Raw genomic sequence first — 17,194 nt, 5'->3', positions numbered from 1 at the left:
GCCACGTTAATTGAAAAAGAAAAAATTCCTCGTAGCTGATTAAATTTATAAAAACAGTAAATCTGTAATATAAAATAGTCCCGAAAAAATTAATACTTCGCAAAGTGATGTTATAGAAAAATATTTTTCGTCTTTTTCTTTATCAACAAAAGTTTTAATCAAAACAAAAACTATCGCAACACATAAATAACCAAAAAAATGATTCCATTCAAACCACATTACTTTCACCACTTTTCATGATAATGTTCTCGTCAGTCATAGGATTTCATTGATTTACAAGCCCTATTTAGGTGTCAGAAAAATAAGATCGGTGTCTCCGATTATTTCTTGTAAGATACTAATTCAATTAATCGACTGTCTTTACTTATTTAATTAAATCTTTTTTAAAGTTAGATTTTGCTCGGATAGAATGATTTTAAGTAATTTACTCATCCTAGAGAAAAGGAGATGAGGATTATTATGCGAAAAACATTTATTGCACTTGGCGTTTTAATTACAGCTAATTCAACACTAACGCATATCCCCGCTATTGCTCATACACAACAAGAAATCCCAGCCTACGCTAAGTGGGGAAAGCTTGCGATAAAAGAGACACAATCAAAATATCCCAATGCGGATATTATTGACTACCTGCATGAAGGAAAAGAATCTAAAGCGAATACAACAATTGAAAAGTTTAAGCTATGGTTAAAGGATGGTGACAAAGAATTTGGGGTTTTCGTAAGAATTGAATATAATACCGAAACTGAAAAAGTGATTACAATTGACCTTGAAGAAACTTCTAAATAAGACGATTAATTCTATTGGGGGATGTCCATTCCGCAAATCATCAATAAACTTATGATTGATATTAAAAAAGATGACAGTAGATTCGTCAATGCCATCTTCATTTTCTCTAAAATTCAAATATAATTATGACTTTGATTTCACTTTTTTTCTAATATTTAAATACCCTTCATATCCTAAAGCAATCACAAAAATACAGTAGAAAATAGTGTATGAAGACATAAGATCTTTATCAAATTTCAAATGATAAAATATATTAATTAAGAGTAAAAACATAGCTGCCAAAAACCCTACTATCATGCCTTCGTTTGAGTACTTTTCTTGTTCTTTTGTCATTTTTCTGAAAAATAATTTCATCAGTTCCCTCATTCTCTAAGTAGTAATTGTATATTATTGATTGGTGGGGTCATTGTTGCAGTTTAGTCGTTTAAGTATCAATGAAACACACCTCTTTACGTTTTCGACGATCGATTTAAAAATTACACACCAACTATGTTTTTCAGCGCATCGAATACTGTCTTCCATGCATTTGAAGACGGATCAATAATCATAAAGTGGTCAGTCTCTGGAAGTACTATCAACCTAACCTTGTCACCCTGTTGAATAGTCTTTCGACAATACTCAATACTCAATTCGACTGGTACATGGCGGTCTAATTCACCATGAATTAGTAATTGATTAACATTCAAAGGCAATAATTCAATGGGTGAAGCCAATCTATATCGATTAGATACTTCTAGGGGTGTTCCACCAACAAAAGATGCTACGGGACTATTCAACCCTTTTTCATCATGGATCTCCCACATTCTTCTCAGATCCAAAACCCCAGCCAAACTTATTACACTATGTATAGGAATCAATAATGGATTAGCAAAATCGTCAGTTTGATCTTTATTTATTTGTGATGCCAACCATAGAGCTAAATGTCCCCCTGCTGAGTGCCCGAGTATCACCACTCGAGACAGGTCAAGCTGAAATCGTTCCTTTAGATGGGTCAGATGATTTACTGCATCTATAACATCATTAAATGTTCCTGGCCAACCTCCCCCATTTTCTCCGACACGTCGATACTCTATATTCCAAGTAGCATAACCACGACGAGTCAAATCTTCACAAATTGGGTCATTTTCTTCAAGACCAAATTTCGATTGCCAAAAACCACCATGAATTGTAATAATCACTGGACAACTTTCTGCTAGAATTGGCATACGTAATACACCGAATTGTGATAGGTAACTTCCATATGCTATATGAATCGAAGAATTAGACGACAATGTAACCCACCTTTCTTAGTTTCATGATGATTGTATAAACTTCTTTAATTAGTCATTGTTCTCTTTTTGTAAATTCACCATTGTAGGAGTTAAACAAAAACACATCTTTATTTGTGTAAAGATAATAATAACCGAGTTGACCCTTTGAATCTTTTGGTTCAATAATTTTTTCTCCAGTGTTTTCTTCTATCAAATCAGCTGCTTCTCGGTAAGAATAATGTGGTATGTCCATAATGAAAAGGATCAACAACATTATTAAACCAATGGGATAGACAATTACAAAACGCGTGAATATCTTTCCCAAATATTCTTGGTTTGAGAACAATAAGATGCATGCTAACACTACACCACTTATTAAAACAAATAACCATCTATCCATCACATCATGAACAAAAGCAAATTTAGCGCCAACTACACACATGATAATTGCCAGTACAATTTGTAAAACTGCCAATGTGAGTAAAATTACTTTCTTCACTGACTAACACCCCCCAGTATCTTAGTCAAATATGAATTATTAAAACCCGTTCTTTATATACTAATTTTTTTCATCATGTTGTGGTTGAATTCCACTTTCTTCAGCGGTAAGACCAGATATAGTCCACATACCTACTTGATCTATATATGTATTTTCCACAGCATATTCATAAACAACTTCCGGCTCACTCTCAAATATCACATGAAGATATACAACAGTTTGTAATTCATGTTGATCAGTGTCCGTAATACTCCATGAATCTTCATTGTATTTTTCAAGAAAATGATTTTCCAATTCCACTTTCGCTTGGTTTGTTTGGAATTCAACAATAAATGGTCTAACTCCATAAAATATCAACACAATAATAAACGCCATACAGGATACAATCCATACAATTTTTCTAAACTTCAAAGGCAATAGTAATGCTATTAATCCAATTCCTATAATAGCCCCCAAAAGCAAAGTTAATTCAATTATCGTGGTAGGGTGCATCTATAATCCATCCTTGTAAAACCAATTTTTGAAACAAATAATTTTACCAAACAATTTTTGTTCTTATAAATATGCAGTGAACCCCTTGTTGCAATAGCTACAAAAAACATAATCCAAAAAAATACATCACCAAGGAAGATAAAGGTAACGAGTGAATAATCTTGAAAAAATTTGATGATTAAAAAGAACAATAATGACGCCACTAGAAAAGTTCCTAAAACTTTTCCTTGGTTACTAAGATGACTTTGTAATGCTGCGACTGCCAGTGTAATAGCAATTGGTACGTAGAACTTGGTTTCCTCGTTTTATACCGCATGGTTGTCGAACATTAGTGATGAATCAATAAGTGGACCAATATATGATGATTATGAAAGATTAGAAGGACTTTTCCCTCCAACATAATTGTGAGGATTGTCTATATTTGAAAAAGTACTCATGTGGACGACTTTTCATAAGAAGAAGCATCTACAAACCATCATAAATAATAAAAAAAGCGGGAATGAACTTAGACGTCTTTGTACTTTTTATTCATTACATTAATTTTTTAAACAAATCTCCATCGCTAGTTAAAGTTCACAATCATTTATTTCAACATTAATACGTAATTATCCTTTATTTACCTTTTGTTATTTAAATATAAAGTGGGAACCTTCCATTTCATGTCGAATTGGAGGATGATTGTCTTAACTTCCCGCATTATTGTCGAAACTATCAAATTTCCTCCTAATTCTCTACTTCTCTTAAAACAAAGACTCAGTTAAACGATATTGTTGATTTTCGTTCCAACGCACTTTCATGTTTCGAAGCTAGCAAAGCGATGCAGAAACAGAAACAGAAACAGAAACAGGCGGACGCTTTTCGTGGGCGGTCCATTAGCCTCCTCGGTCTTACAGGATGTTGGTCACGAAGCCATTGTCAAATTCCTTAGCCCTGCATTTTGCGACGAGTAACCGCAGGAGCAATCTCCTTTGCGACGAGTAACCGCAGGAGCACTCCCGCCGCCTTCTACTACAATCATTTTAGTGAACAAGTATATGAAATAGCTTTCGATTTAGTGATATGGAGCAAAACAGTGAAGACTCCAGCGGGAATTGCGAAGTGCAGAAATCCACTCGAACGTTAAGTCCGAGTTAGTTCGGCGCAAGCCCGCGGAAAACGTAACTGTTTTGCGGAATATCAACAGCCACATTTAACATAGCCAAAACTAAAAAAGACCTGCTTCGCATTTATAGCGAGGCAGGTCTTTCGTTATGTTTACTCTGTTGCAAATTGTAAAAAACTAAATTACATGACAGTTGCTTCTGGTTCGTAGCTGATGATTTCGCGGATAGAATTGTTTTCATTCATGATTGCTACAGTTGGTTTATGGTCTTTTGCTTCGTCGTTCATTACATATGCATACGATAAAATAATGACAACATCGCCTTTTTGAACGAGACGAGCTGCAGCGCCATTTACACAAATAACCCCACTTCCGCGTTCTCCTGAAATGATATACGTTTCAAAACGAGCTCCGTTATTGTTGTTCACAATATGAACTTTCTCATTTGGCAACATACCTACAGCATCTAAAAGGTTTTGATCAATTGTAATACTTCCTACATAATTTAAATCCGCTTCTGTAACAACAGCACGGTGAATTTTTGAATTTAACATCATACGTAACATCGGTTACTCTCCTTTATTGTTCAACATCATATTGTCGATTAATCTAGCTTTTTCGAAAAATACAGCAACCGCTAAAATCACTGACGTAGCAGACGATATATCTTTCGTTAGGTCTGGATAACTTAATAGTTCAACATAATCAATATTTCCTGAAGTGCCGTTTTCTATGTGTTGAGCCGTTACTTTTTTTGCTTCTTCTATATTTTGGTGCTCTTTATAATGATTGAGTCCGAGTTGTATTGCTTGGTGGATAGATGGTGCTTCTTGACGCTCTTCTTCACTCAAGAAAACATTTCTTGAACTCTTTGCTAAACCATCAGTTTCTCTTACAGTAGGAACTCGGCGTACTTCTAGAGGGAAATTATAATCCCGAACCAATGTCTCAATAATCGCTAATTGCTGGGCATCTTTTTGGCCGAAATAAACTCGTGTTGGTTCTACCAAATGGAAAAGCTTTGTAACGACTTTTAACACGCCATCAAAGTGTCCAGGTCTAGAAGCACCGCATAGGACGCTTGCTTGTGCTCCTGCACGTATGGTAATACCACCATCTTGTGGATACATTTCATGTACTTGTGGGAAAAACAATAAATCTACACCGGCTTCTTTTGCCATTTTGGTATCTCGTTCTAAATCACGAGGGTATTTATCCAAATCTTCATTTGGACCAAATTGTGCAGGATTAACAAAGATACTCATGACAACAAAGGCATTCTCTTCTCTTGCTTGTTTAACAAGTGCCATATGTCCTTCATGTAAATAGCCCATCGTTGGCACAAAACCAATGCTTTTACCTGTTGTTTTCGCCTCATAAATACCTTTTTTTAAGTCTGCAATTAATTCCACTTGAATCATTTTTTGCCTCCGTATAACTGTTGGTATTCATCGTCTTTCATAGTAAAACGATGTTCCTCTGCAGGAAAGGCACCAGACTTCACTTCTTCAACATATTGTGTTATTCCTGCTGAAATTTCGTTGCCGGCTTGTGCAAAGGCTTTTACAAATTTCGGCATGTGATGACTTCCGTAAGTTACGGTGTCATGAAAAACAAGAACTTGTCCGTCTGTTTCGGCCCCAGCCCCAATGCCAATTACAGGGATAGATATAGATTCTGTTATCGTTTTAGCCAATTGATAAGGGATACATTCTAGAACGACCATACAAGCTCCAGCAGCTTCGCAAGCCTTTGCATCGTCAATCAATTTTTGTGCAGCATGAGCCGTTTTCCCTTGCACTTTATAGCCACCTAATACGCTAGCTGATTGAGGCAATAAGCCAAGATGTGCAATAACCGGAATACCTGTACGAGTCAATAAACGAATAACATCGATTATTTCGTCTGCACCCTCGATTTTTAATGCTTGTGCATTCGTTTCTTGGAATAACCGAACGGCGTTAGCAAGTGTCTTATCGACGGAACCATGGTATGAACCAAACGGCATATCTACTGCTATAAATGTATTTGGTGCTCCACGTCTCGTTGCTTTACCGTGATGGATCATATCCTCCATCGTGACTGGGACAGTTGAGTCATACCCAAGTACCACCATGCCAAGAGAATCTCCCACAAGTAGGATTTCAACTCCAGCATTTTCTGCCAGTTTCGCTGTTGGATAATCATAAGCAGTTAACATAATAATTTTATCGTTATCTTTTTTCATTTTCATAAAATCAGTTGTCGATTTCATTTACAAGCTCCTCTCTTTTGAGAGAAAACCAAAATAAAAACCCTTCAAGCCAAAAATGGACAGAAGGGTGGTTTGTAAAAGAATTGGTTTCCTCCGTCCCTGTCGATTAAGATCAAGGCAGAATTATTTAATTTCATAAGTTTAGCTATATTACGTCAGGTGCAGTTCTACTCAGATACTGCCCTTCGCTAATACTATAACAGAAATAAATCACACATTCCATATTGATAACTTCATGTTAATTTTGGATTTCAATATCGGCAGAATATATACCATGAATTTCTCCATCGTCCGTTTTCACTTGTAGAATACCTTCATTTGTTATGCCAAGCGCCACGCCTTCAATTTGTTTATGAATCATAGTCGCTTTAATGCGTTTTCCTAGAGTGCAGGAGTAACTTTCCCAAAGAATTTTTAATGGCTCAAAACCATGCTTTACGTACAAATCTGTATATATTTCTAAATGATGTAAAATACGTGCTACTAATTCTGCACGGTCTACAGGTTTCCCTGTCACCATTTGAATGGATGTTGCAATCGATTGGATTTCTTCAGGAAAGTCAGTTAGTTGTTGATTGACATTCACACCGATTCCTAAAATAATTGCATGAACTCGGTCGATATCCGCTTGAAGTTCGGTTAAAATCCCTGTACATTTTTTTCCATTGATTAGCAAATCGTTTGGCCATTTAATTTCAGCACGAAAATCTGCAATATCTTCAATTGCTCTCGTTACTGCAACTGCAGCTACTAATGTCAATTGCGGGGCTTTTGTTGGAGGGATTTCCGGGCGAATTATCACACTCATCCAGATTCCTTTGCCTTGAGTGGATGTCCAAGCACGTGCTAAACGTCCTTTTCCTGCAGTCTGTTCCTCACAAATGACAATAGCACCATCAGGTTCTCCCGCTTGTGCTAGTTGATGAGCAATCGGCTGAGTGGTGGGACATGATTGCAAATAATGAATCTTTCTGCCAAATCGGGTGGTTGTTAAATATTGATCTATTTTAGCAGCTTGCAAAGTATCGGGTGAAGTTGTAAGGACATATCCTTTTTTCTTCACAGTATCGATTTCATAGCCGTCTTCTTCAAGTTCTTTTATATGTTTCCAAATAGCTGTTCTAGACAATCCAAAGTCATCAGCTAATTGTTGACCAGAAATGGGTTGCCCATTTGCAGCTAATAATCGTTTTGTAATGTTAAATTTCACTGTTGGATTCATTCAATATCCATTCCTTTAACTTGGTAGCATTGTTCGCTACTTTTTGATGAAGCACAGCAAGTTCGATTTGTGAAAGAGTTTCTTTTAACCACGGACCACCTGGTTTATTAAACCATTCCATTACGTCTTGCCCGGAAATAACCAGTTCACGGATTGATTGGATTGGTAACGCTTGTTTACGCTGAACAATTGTTTCCGTAGGCATATGTTGAATATCACTGCACAGGACTCGTGCTAGATGTTCGGCTTTGACAAGTATATTCTCTTCAAATTGATAAAGGTCATGAATAGTAAATATCCGTTCACACCTTATTTGCGTGGCATTAACTAAGTAATTAATCTGTTGTTTTATATCATTGGATAGTTTGAAAACAGTGGCCACTTCTGATCCATTGGGTTTCTCTTGTAGTAGACATAAAAATGCCCAACAAACTAGCACATTTTGAGGGTTACCTAAATATCCCCACTTTTCATCTTCAAATGAAAAATCTCCCGGCATATGCTTCGCCAATTGGCTTTGCCCAAGATAGGTCATCCCTTTTTCAAGATGTGTACTCAACCATATTTTTTCTAGTTCGGCGGTCAGTCGTTCAACCGACACATATGCAAGATCATTTGCACACAATTTTATTGCACCTAAAGTGGTATCTTCAATCGAAAACCCTAGCTGTGCTGAAAAACGAATAGCCCGAAGCATTCTTAATGCATCTTCTTTAAAACGATCAGAAGGTTCTCCGACTGTTCGTATAATTCCATTATGCAAATCACGCTGTCCATCAAATAAATCTACCAGTTGAAATTCCGCTGTCATGGCCAGAGCGTTCATTGTAAAATCTCTGCGTTTTAAATCCTCTTCCAACGATTGTACGAACCTCACATCACTTGGTCTTCGGTGGTCGGTGTATTGTCCTTCCGTTCTGAAGGTTGTCACTTCGATAGGAACATGATTTTCTATGACGAGCACCGTACCATGAGCTAATCCAAGGTCAACAGTTCTCTTAAAGATGGACTTCACTTCTGAAGGTAATGCACTAGTTGCGATATCTATATCATTGGCTATTTTGCATCGAACAAAATCACGGACTGCTCCACCGACAAATACGGCTTCAAAACCATGTTGATTAAGCGTTTCAATGACTTTCTTCCCAGTCTGCCATTGATCAGTTGTGAACATGTCGATGTATGACCTTTTCATATAGCTTTTCATACTGTGACACAATAAATGAAGAATGGAATTTTTGCGATACGGTTTCAAGTGCAGCAATTCTCATTCGACTATGTATGTCCTCATTCGTCAAAATTTTCAGTGCGTAACAGGCTACAGATTCAACATCATGTAAAGGCGCAATGTATCCATTCGTACCATGTTCAATAACTTCAGGTATACCACCGATTTCGGTACCAATACAAGGTACACCACAAGCCATAGCCTCTAACAACACCAAACCAAACGATTCCTTCTCAGATAACAATAATTTCAAGTCGCTAATGGAATATAATTCAGATACATTGTTCTGTTTCCCTAAAAACAAGACATCTTCAACTAATCCTAAAGAAGCGACTTGTTTGACGATATTATTCATTTCTGGTCCATCACCAACAAGAAGTAACTTGGCGGGCATTTTATTACGAATATAAGCAAAACTAGACACGACATCTTCAACGTGTTTAACTTTGCGAAAATTAGAGACGTGAATAACTACCTTTTCATCTTCTTCGATATTAAAGTAAGCTTTTAAATCTGATGATTTATTAGGATAGTACTCTCTTTCATCAACAAAATTATGAATGGTTTCAATGGACTGATTTGGTTGAATCAATCGCATAGTCTCTTCTTTAAGCGAATCTGATACCGTGGTGACCATATCTGATTTTTCAATACCATAGCGAATTGCTCCAGACAACGATGAATCATAGCCTAATACACTTATATCAGTTCCATGTAGAGTCGTGACAATTCCTACATTCTGTCCAGACATATCTCGTCCTAAAACGGCGCAGACGGCATGTGGGATGGCGTAATGAACATGTAAAATATCTAAATTCTCTTTTTGGATGACTTCTGCCATTTTACTGGCTAATGCGATATCGTACGGTGCATATTGAAACACCGAGTAACTGTTAACTTCTACTTGATGAAAGAAAATATTTGGGACCATTCGATTTAAGCGAAATGGCATACTTGACGTTATGAAGTGGATTTCATGTCCTCGTTCAGCAAGTAACTTACCTAATTCGGTTGCTATAACTCCTGAGCCTCCAACTGTTGGATAGCACGTAATACCGATTTTTAATTTCTTCACGAAGTGACCTCCTTTCTTATGAACGTCTTTCTTGTAGTAATCTCCAATCAATGAACCCTTCTTGCAAACCCTTTAATAATACTTCTGCCGTACCCATATTTGTGGCTAATGGTATTTGGTAGACATCACATAAACGAATCAGTGCAGTCACATCCGGTTCATGCGGCTGAGCAGTCAATGGATCACGGAAGAAAATAATCATATCCATTTCGTTATTGGCTATCATAGCACCTATTTGTTGATCTCCACCAAGTGGACCTGATTGGTAACGAAATACGGTTAAGCCCGTTTCATCAATTATTCGTTGACCTGTTGTGCCAGTAGCACATAGGTCATGATCATCTAAAATATCTCGGTAAGCCGTTACAAATTGAATTAAATCGTCTTTTTTTCGGTCATGTGCAATCAATGCTATTTTCATGGAATTCTCATCCTATCATTTAAAGAATATTTTCTAGTCCATATACAAGCTCAGTTAAATCCATTACCTGGTTAATTGAAAATGTTACACCTGACATGAAGGATTGTCGATTAAATGAATCATGACGTAATGTGAAGAGTTGTCCTTCTCCTCCAAATAATACTTGTTGGTGAGCAATTAACCCAGGCAAACGCACACTATGTATGGGTATTCCATCGAAAGAAGCTCCCCTTGCACCCGCAATTGTTTCTTCTTCATTTGGATGTCCTTGTTTATGGGATGGTCTTACTTCGGCAATCAGTTGAGCAGTTTTATACGCTGTGCCAGAAGGGGCATCGAGTTTTTGATCATGATGCATTTCAATAATTTCAACATCTGGGAAATAAACAGCAGCCATTGAAGCAAATTTCATCATCAATACTGCACCAATTGCAAAATTCGGAGCGACAATACAGCCTAGTTTGTTATTCTTAGCAAGTGTTGTGCAATGTTGAAGTTGTTCATCAGTAAAGCCAGTTGTTCCAATGACAGGTCTAACATTTCTCTGCAAGCATAACTTCGTATGTTCAAAGACTTGATGAGGTGTAGTTAAATCAAGGAATACATCTGGACTGATCATTGTAATCAAAGTGTCTAAATCTAAAAATACAGGAACGTCGTAACTAGCTGGGAATTCTGGTGACTCACTTAATAATTCACCTATTTCTCTATGGTCTAGAACTGCCACTAATTCCATATTCTCATTATTCATTATAGTATGTACAGCTTCTTGCCCCATTTTCCCTCGGGGTCCACCAATTGCAACTCGAATCATGATTTTTCCTCCTTCAACGTCCAACGATTTTGATCTCTTTTGCTAAACTTGTCCATCACACGATCATGAGCACGTTGCATATCGATTTTCTCTGCATTCGCAAAACATATGAGCACAAATAATAAATCACCTAATTCTTCTTCCATACTTTTTTGTGCTTCACTTGATTTTTTCTTTTTCATGCCATGAACATGTTGAACTTCTCTTGCTAATTCTCCTAGCTCTTCAGTCATTCTTGCTAGCATTTCAAAAGGCGGAAAATAGCCTTCTTTATATTGTCCAATATAGTCATCCACTTCTTTTTGTAATGTTTGAATTGTTTTTTCAGTTGTCATGCATTTCACTCTCCTACCCCTATCGTAATAATAAGAAATGTTGTTGTCAAAATACTTGAAATGAATGATAATAGCTGAGTGTTCTTTTTCAGAAAATGGGGTGTTTCTATGCTGAAAGGTATTAAGTTTAAAAATATTTTCTTCATTATGCTTGGTTCGGCTATATTTAGTTTTGGTTTTGTTCATTTTAACATTCAAAACGAACTAGGCGAAGGCGGATTTAGCGGGATTACATTAATCTTGTACTTTGTCTTCAAACTTGATCCAGCATTAATGAATTTACTATTAAATATACCAATGTTTTTTCTAGGTTGGCGACTTCTTGGTCAAAAAGTATTTGTTTATACGATTATTGGAACTGTTTCTGTATCAATTTTTCTAAAGATCTTCCAAATCTATGAAATTAATATACATATACAAGACGATTTATTTTTAGCATCTTTATTCGCAGGAGTTTTTGTAGGGGTAGGACTTGGCATCATATTTAGATATGGAGGCACAACTGGTGGGGTAGATATTATTGCCAGACTCGCCCTCAAATATCTTGGGTGGAGCATGGGCAAAACCATGTTTATCTTTGATGCAGCGGTAATCTTACTGTCATGGCTAACATTCCTAGATTCTCGTTCGATGATGTACACATTAGTTGCAGTCTTTATTGGTTCTCGTGTTATTGATTTTGTACAAGAAGGTGCATACTCAGGTCGTGGTGCTTTTATCATTTCTGAATTCCAAAATGAGATTGCTGATCGTATTTCTATCGATATGGATCGTGGGGTAACCGTTTTAAGAGGTTATGGTCATTTTACAAAAGTTGATCGTGAAGTACTTTACTGTGTTGTCGGTCGTAATGAGATTGTGAGATTAAAAAACATAATCACATCAATCGATCCACATGCATTTGTGTCAGTAACAGATGTTCATGATGTAATGGGTGAAGGATTCACTCTTGATGAAGAAAAACGTCCGCTTGACTAACATATCTGATAATCCTATAGAATCAGAAAATATCATAAAAAAAAACTCACGAAGCATGAAATTCATGCTCGTGAGTTTTTTTCTATTCATCTCGTGTCATACCTGTATACATTAATACTAATCTTACTAGTTCAAGAACGGCAACTGCCGCAGCAGCTACATATGTCATCGCAGCAGCATTCAGTACTTTTTTAGCATGTTTTTCTTCTTCGTTACGTATAACCCCATGAGAGACAATTTCAGTCATTGCACGACTAGAAGCATTGAACTCTACAGGCAAAGTTACAATTTGGAATACTACCCCAACTGCTAATAGAACGATACCTAAAAGCAACATGTTAGACATTCCTGCAAAAATACCAATCATTACGAAAATCCATGATGCATTTGAAGAGATATTAGCAACAGGCACTAATTTATGACGCCACTGTAAGAACGTATATGCTTCTTTATGTTGAATTGCATGCCCTACTTCGTGAGCAGCAATTGCTGTCCCTGCTACAGATGCTTCATGGTAATTATGTGAAGACAACGCAACAATTTTTGTCATAGGGTTGTAATGATCACTCAAAAAACCTTGGCTCTCGACAACTTTTACATCTCTTAAATCGTTTTGATCTAAAATTAAACGTGCTACTTGAGCACCTGTCATTCCAGAAGTTGAGCGTACTTTTGAGTACTTTTTATACGTTCTTTTTACTTTAAATTGCGCGTAAAGTGGTAACAATAATAGTACGGCAAAGTAGACCAAAAATCCCAAATCGACCATCCTCCTATTTCTATCTACTTATTATTTTATATGCACCTTAGTAATTGAGCAACTATTTCGATTGCAAATTAGGTGACGATTTGATGACTTTGATTGCTATTACTATACATGCAATCGATAACCAAAATGTAAAATAGCCTATTGTTTGCGTATGTTCGCTTAAACTACGATAAATGGGCATTTGCCCAAAGACATAATCAATCACATCATTATGCAGTGTCCAAATGGCTGCAATCAAAATATGAATCCATTTAAATTTATACATTGGAATGTAAAGCAAGGCTTGTACCGCCATGGCAAAATGGCTTACAACGAGCATCCAACCAACAAAACCAATTGGACCTGATTCAAACTGTGTCCAAATATTCATAACTACAGCCCATAAGCCATACTTTACTAAAGTAATTAATGCAAGAGCTTCTATTAGTTTAAAATGACGATTGATAAGCCATCCGAATAAAGCAATTGAGAAAAACAAACTTGCTGTTGGGCTGTCTGGAACAAATATTAGAAATATAGGTTCAGTTATTTCCAGTTGCCACATATACCAAATATAACCATAAATTGTTCCTAAAGTATTGACAACAAGCAAAATCCACATAAACGTTTTATGAAATAACAAAAATTTTAATTGAGTGAGCAATGGATTCATTACCACACGACTCCTTTAATTTGAATTGCACAGTATGTATAATAAACACTTTTGATATAGGTACAAAAAAAGAGTCAGTTTCCTGACTCTTTTTAAGATCTATTATGGAGTTAACTCATCAATAAATGTTGCTAACTCTTGTAATTCTTCATCAGTACCTTCAAACGTACCTGCAGGCATTGTACCAATACCATTTTTCGCGATATCCATAATTTCTTCAGCTGTTTTATCAGTAGTTGCAAGGGATGGTCCTAAGCCACCTTCAAATGCATTACCGTGACAACCTATACAAGATGCTTCAGAGTAAATTTTATACCCTTCTGCTTCTGTGTCGAATTGTGCTTCTTCACGAATTTCACCTTGAGCTTTTGCAGCTTCCCAGTCATGGTTTGCAACTGATTCCCAAGTTAAGAAAATCATAGCTGCAAGTGCAAGTAACATAAATCCTGTTGGTAAAGGACGTTTAAACGGACGACGCTCTGGACCTTTGTCCATAAATGGAGCAAGCATAAGTGCACCAAAAGCTAGTCCTGGAATAATGATGGCTCCGATGACATTAAATGGACCGGAAGCAAATTCATATTTTAATAATTGATACAAGAACAAGAAATACCAGTCCGGTAATGGAATATAACCTGTATCTGTTGGATCCGCTTGACGCTCAAGTGGTGATGGATGTGCAACAGTTAAGATTAAATAACCCACTAAGAAAACTGAACCAACCAACCATTCTTTTAATAAGAAGTTAGGCCAGAAAGCTTCTGTTTTACCCGGATATTCGGAATAGTCTTTTGGAATATTCGATGCACGAATAGCAGGTACTCGAGAATCCCCGACAAATTTCATCCCTTTTCCGCGATGCATATTGTCCCCTCCTTTTTGAAATCATAAAGACGCTGTATCTTACAACGGTCCTGAAATACCTTGTTTACGAATCATGATAAAGTGTGCTGCAAGCAACCCAAGCAAAGCAGCTGGTAAGAAGAATACATGAATCGCAAAGAATCGCGTTAACGTTTGTGCACCGAGAATTGTCTCGTCACCTGCTAACAAGGTTTTAATTGCGCCTCCAATAAACGGAACGGATGCAGCAATTTCAATACCTACTTTCGTTGCAAACAAAGCCTTCATGTCCCAAGGAAGTAGATAACCTGTGAAACCTAAACCTAGCATAACGCCTAAAATTAGTACGCCTACTACCCAGTTAAGTTCACGAGGTTTTTTATAAGATCCTGTAAAGAATACACGTAATGTATGAAGGAATATCATAACGATTACTAGTGAAGCTCCCCAGTGATGCATACCACGCACAATTTCACCGAATGCTACTTCATTTTGCAAGTAGTAAACAGATTTCCATGCATTTTCAATATCTGGCGTATAGTACATTGTCAAAAACATACCCGAAAGAATTTGAATCACTGTAATGAAGAAAGTTAATCCTCCAAAACAATATACGAATGCTGAAAAATGATGTGCAGGGTTTACGTGCTCTGGTACTTCATGATCTGCAATATCACGCCAAATAGGAGTAATATCCAGACGTTCATCCACCCAATCATAAATTTTATTTAGCACTGACGTCGTACCCCCTTACTTAACTAATGTATTTGGTCGTGTTTTACCAATTTCTAACAGACCATCTTTTTCACGTACTTCAAACTCATCCAAGGGTCCAAGAGGTGGTGTTTTTGCTACGTTTTTGCCGTTCTTTTCATAACGACCAGCGTGGCATGGACAGAAAAATTGGTCTTTGTGTTCTGGACTACCTGCCCAGTTAACCGTACAACCTAAATGCTTACATACAGGAGATAATGCGATAATTTTGTCGCCCTCTTTGTATACCCATGCAGTACTTGTTACTTCAGATGTATACCATGCATCAACTTGTTCAAATGCAAAGTCTACACGTTCTGGCACTTCAGTGATATCTGCCACTTTTTTACCTGTTGGTATAAAATCTCCGCCTCCAGCTTTTTGCAATACAGGATCGATTGCAAAACGAACCATTGGCATCATCATACCTGCAGCCATAAACCCACCAACACCTGTTAATGTGTAGTTAAGGAATTGACGTCTTGATACACGATTGTTACTCATCCTTTTCCCCCCTCTAACTTTAAAGGTCAGTCCAACGGACATACTTATACAAAAAAATAGTAAAACTAGGACAGTTCTATGATAGCTCAATAAAAATCGAAGGTCAATATTCCATTAGTTGCTAACGTGCACTTTGTGAACATTTCTTGAAGCTTATTAGGAAATTGACGCCCAACGTTTTGCAAATACGGGTATAATTTGTCTCAATTGATCATCCAAGACAGATTGGCGTAATTTCCGGTCCATATTTTCTAATGGAATAGATGGCGTATATATGACATTTAATGCACTTTCTTCTGTTACCCAACCCATATCACTTGATATGAAAAACAGATGTTTAAAACCAGCTTCTTTCAACATCTCATCCCATTCTTGTCCAAGTTGATGACGATTTGTTTTATTCGTGTACGAAACGGGTGGCATTAAGATGACTCTACCTTTAAATTGATTCTCAACAAATGCAGTAAGTGCCATTAAAAATTCTGCACTAGATGCATTTTGTTTAACTTTATTGGCTTGTCCTTCTATTAATAATAACGGAATGACTGCCGTATCAACAAATTCTTTCTGTTCTACAAAAACACTTATATCTTTTGAATTCCAGTACATATTTTCATTTCCCCTCAACAAAAAACTTCATCGAAAATACGATGAAGTTAAGAATTAGATGATTCTTTCATCCCTTGTAGCAATTTAGATAACTCGATAAATTTTTCTTTATCATTAGCATCTAACGCTTCATCAATTTGTCTTAATATATTGTCTTCTCTAAAAGAGTGCATGCTGCTTTTAAGCACTTCTTCCGCTAATAGTCGATCTTTATCGTTTATATGCAAATATTTCGGCATAAATGGATTTTCTTCTAATACCGCCAGATACTCTGGGCTCGGTGGCACAAGCGGAAAATTCAATTGTATATACATATCTTCATTTGGATGTAAACGCAAGTCGTGAAATGATTTTTCAGCATCAGCAGTCATTAAGTTTCCTTTATAGAAACGAAACGGTACTCCAGTCGATTCTGTAACAGACATAACCATTGCACGTGGGCAATAGTGGGCTTCTTCTACAAAATGCACTTTTTGTAACAAGTCATCATGGCTTAGTAAATAATTGAGGATCCATACGCATTCACGACGTTTCATTTGATATCTTTTCAAAAACCATCGAACAAATTCTTTCTTTTCCATCACAGAAACAGATGCGGTCATACT

The 17,194-nt window shown here is 36.7% G+C and carries 23 protein-coding genes; 2 read left to right on the top strand and 21 right to left on the bottom strand.

What is annotated here, in order from left to right; all coding sequences use genetic code 11:
* Positions 1-45: 45 nt before the first annotated feature.
* The gene (locus tag WBG45_RS15420; protein ID WP_424415945.1) at positions 46-219 is read right to left on the bottom strand and encodes a hypothetical protein; all 174 of its coding nucleotides are present in this window, start codon (positions 217-219) and stop codon (positions 46-48) included.
* Between the two features lie 240 nt (positions 220-459).
* Here WBG45_RS15420 and WBG45_RS15415 point away from each other — a divergent pair, with 240 nt between their 5' ends.
* Positions 460-789, top strand: coding sequence for a DUF3889 domain-containing protein (locus tag WBG45_RS15415; RefSeq protein WP_424415943.1), 330 nt, complete (start codon positions 460-462; stop codon positions 787-789).
* Positions 790-912: 123 nt separating this feature from the next.
* Here the strand turns inward: WBG45_RS15415 and WBG45_RS15410 are convergent, their stop codons facing one another.
* The 13 genes from WBG45_RS15410 to WBG45_RS15350 form a co-directional block, all read right to left on the bottom strand.
* On the bottom strand, positions 913-1,122 hold the full coding sequence (locus WBG45_RS15410) for a hypothetical protein (protein WP_424415942.1): 210 nt from the start codon (positions 1,120-1,122) through the stop codon (positions 913-915).
* Positions 1,123-1,265: 143 nt separating this feature from the next.
* Positions 1,266-2,060 carry an alpha/beta hydrolase family protein gene (locus tag WBG45_RS15405; RefSeq protein ID WP_424415940.1) on the bottom strand — a complete coding sequence of 265 codons (795 nt, stop codon included), beginning with the start codon at positions 2,058-2,060 and terminating at the stop codon, positions 1,266-1,268.
* 52 nt (positions 2,061-2,112) lie between these two features.
* Complete coding sequence (locus WBG45_RS15400; RefSeq protein WP_424415938.1) at positions 2,113-2,538, bottom strand: hypothetical protein; 426 nt, start codon at positions 2,536-2,538, stop codon at positions 2,113-2,115.
* Positions 2,539-2,598: 60 nt separating this feature from the next.
* Positions 2,599-3,030: a hypothetical protein gene (locus tag WBG45_RS15395; protein WP_424415936.1), complete on the bottom strand. Its 432-nt coding sequence runs from the start codon at positions 3,028-3,030 to the stop codon at positions 2,599-2,601.
* A gap of 1,284 nt (positions 3,031-4,314) precedes the next feature.
* Complete coding sequence (panD, locus tag WBG45_RS15390; protein ID WP_024534833.1) at positions 4,315-4,698, bottom strand: aspartate 1-decarboxylase; 384 nt, start codon at positions 4,696-4,698, stop codon at positions 4,315-4,317.
* A 3-nt stretch (positions 4,699-4,701) separates the two neighbouring features.
* Positions 4,702-5,553 carry a pantoate--beta-alanine ligase gene (panC, locus tag WBG45_RS15385; protein WP_424415934.1) on the bottom strand — a complete coding sequence of 284 codons (852 nt, stop codon included), beginning with the start codon at positions 5,551-5,553 and terminating at the stop codon, positions 4,702-4,704.
* Positions 5,550-6,386 carry a 3-methyl-2-oxobutanoate hydroxymethyltransferase gene (gene panB / locus WBG45_RS15380; RefSeq protein ID WP_424415932.1) on the bottom strand — a complete coding sequence of 279 codons (837 nt, stop codon included), beginning with the start codon at positions 6,384-6,386 and terminating at the stop codon, positions 5,550-5,552. Before panB ends, panC begins: the two co-directional genes overlap by 4 nt.
* Positions 6,387-6,624: 238 nt before the next feature.
* On the bottom strand, positions 6,625-7,608 hold the full coding sequence (locus tag WBG45_RS15375; protein WP_424415930.1) for a biotin--[acetyl-CoA-carboxylase] ligase: 984 nt from the start codon (positions 7,606-7,608) through the stop codon (positions 6,625-6,627).
* Positions 7,586-8,782: a CCA tRNA nucleotidyltransferase gene (locus WBG45_RS15370; RefSeq protein ID WP_424415928.1), complete on the bottom strand. Its 1,197-nt coding sequence runs from the start codon at positions 8,780-8,782 to the stop codon at positions 7,586-7,588. The genes WBG45_RS15375 and WBG45_RS15370 overlap by 23 nt, the downstream gene beginning before the upstream one ends.
* A complete protein-coding gene (gene bshA / locus WBG45_RS15365; protein ID WP_424415926.1) occupies positions 8,769-9,911 on the bottom strand; it encodes an N-acetyl-alpha-D-glucosaminyl L-malate synthase BshA in 1,143 nt (380 codons plus the stop codon). Before bshA ends, WBG45_RS15370 begins: the two co-directional genes overlap by 14 nt.
* Positions 9,912-9,927: 16 nt before the next feature.
* Positions 9,928-10,332, bottom strand: a complete 405-nt coding sequence (gene mgsA / locus WBG45_RS15360; protein ID WP_424415924.1) for a methylglyoxal synthase — start codon at positions 10,330-10,332, stop codon at positions 9,928-9,930.
* Between the two features lie 19 nt (positions 10,333-10,351).
* Positions 10,352-11,149, bottom strand: coding sequence for a 4-hydroxy-tetrahydrodipicolinate reductase (gene dapB, locus WBG45_RS15355; protein WP_424416005.1), 798 nt, complete (start codon positions 11,147-11,149; stop codon positions 10,352-10,354).
* Entirely contained in the window at positions 11,143-11,481 is a 339-nt protein-coding gene (locus WBG45_RS15350; RefSeq protein ID WP_424415922.1) for a nucleotide pyrophosphohydrolase, read from the bottom strand. The genes dapB and WBG45_RS15350 overlap by 7 nt, the downstream gene beginning before the upstream one ends.
* Positions 11,482-11,589: 108 nt before the next feature.
* On the opposite strand from WBG45_RS15350, the gene WBG45_RS15345 reads away from it, so the two are divergent.
* Positions 11,590-12,459 carry a YitT family protein gene (locus WBG45_RS15345; RefSeq protein WP_424415920.1) on the top strand — a complete coding sequence of 290 codons (870 nt, stop codon included), beginning with the start codon at positions 11,590-11,592 and terminating at the stop codon, positions 12,457-12,459.
* An 82-nt stretch (positions 12,460-12,541) separates the two neighbouring features.
* Here WBG45_RS15345 and WBG45_RS15340 read toward each other — a convergent pair whose 3' ends face one another.
* From WBG45_RS15340 to WBG45_RS15310, 7 genes are all read right to left on the bottom strand, one after another.
* Positions 12,542-13,228, bottom strand: a complete 687-nt coding sequence (locus WBG45_RS15340) for a zinc metallopeptidase (protein WP_029723573.1) — start codon at positions 13,226-13,228, stop codon at positions 12,542-12,544.
* A 52-nt stretch (positions 13,229-13,280) separates the two neighbouring features.
* A complete protein-coding gene (locus WBG45_RS15335; RefSeq protein WP_424415918.1) occupies positions 13,281-13,880 on the bottom strand; it encodes a DUF1405 domain-containing protein in 600 nt (199 codons plus the stop codon).
* A 102-nt stretch (positions 13,881-13,982) separates the two neighbouring features.
* Positions 13,983-14,744, bottom strand: coding sequence for a c-type cytochrome (locus WBG45_RS15330; protein WP_424415916.1), 762 nt, complete (start codon positions 14,742-14,744; stop codon positions 13,983-13,985).
* 39 nt (positions 14,745-14,783) lie between these two features.
* Positions 14,784-15,458 (bottom strand): menaquinol-cytochrome c reductase cytochrome b subunit, encoded by a 675-nt coding sequence (gene qcrB, locus WBG45_RS15325; RefSeq protein ID WP_024534847.1) that lies wholly within the window; start codon positions 15,456-15,458, stop codon positions 14,784-14,786.
* 15 nt (positions 15,459-15,473) lie between these two features.
* Positions 15,474-15,980 carry a ubiquinol-cytochrome c reductase iron-sulfur subunit gene (locus WBG45_RS15320; RefSeq protein ID WP_424415913.1) on the bottom strand — a complete coding sequence of 169 codons (507 nt, stop codon included), beginning with the start codon at positions 15,978-15,980 and terminating at the stop codon, positions 15,474-15,476.
* 156 nt (positions 15,981-16,136) lie between these two features.
* A complete protein-coding gene (locus tag WBG45_RS15315) occupies positions 16,137-16,589 on the bottom strand; it encodes a DUF2487 family protein (protein ID WP_424415912.1) in 453 nt (150 codons plus the stop codon).
* Between the two features lie 47 nt (positions 16,590-16,636).
* Positions 16,637-17,191, bottom strand: a complete 555-nt coding sequence (locus WBG45_RS15310; protein WP_424415910.1) for a ReoY family proteolytic degradation factor — start codon at positions 17,189-17,191, stop codon at positions 16,637-16,639.
* Between the last annotated feature and the right edge of the window lie 3 nt (positions 17,192-17,194).

Origin of the sequence: Paenisporosarcina sp., assembly GCF_049671445.1 — a bacterium.
GTDB lineage: Bacteria > Bacillota > Bacilli > Bacillales_A > Planococcaceae > Paenisporosarcina.
The sequence above is the reverse complement of the archived record's forward strand: the minus strand, read 5'-3'. Positions and strand labels throughout refer to the sequence as shown.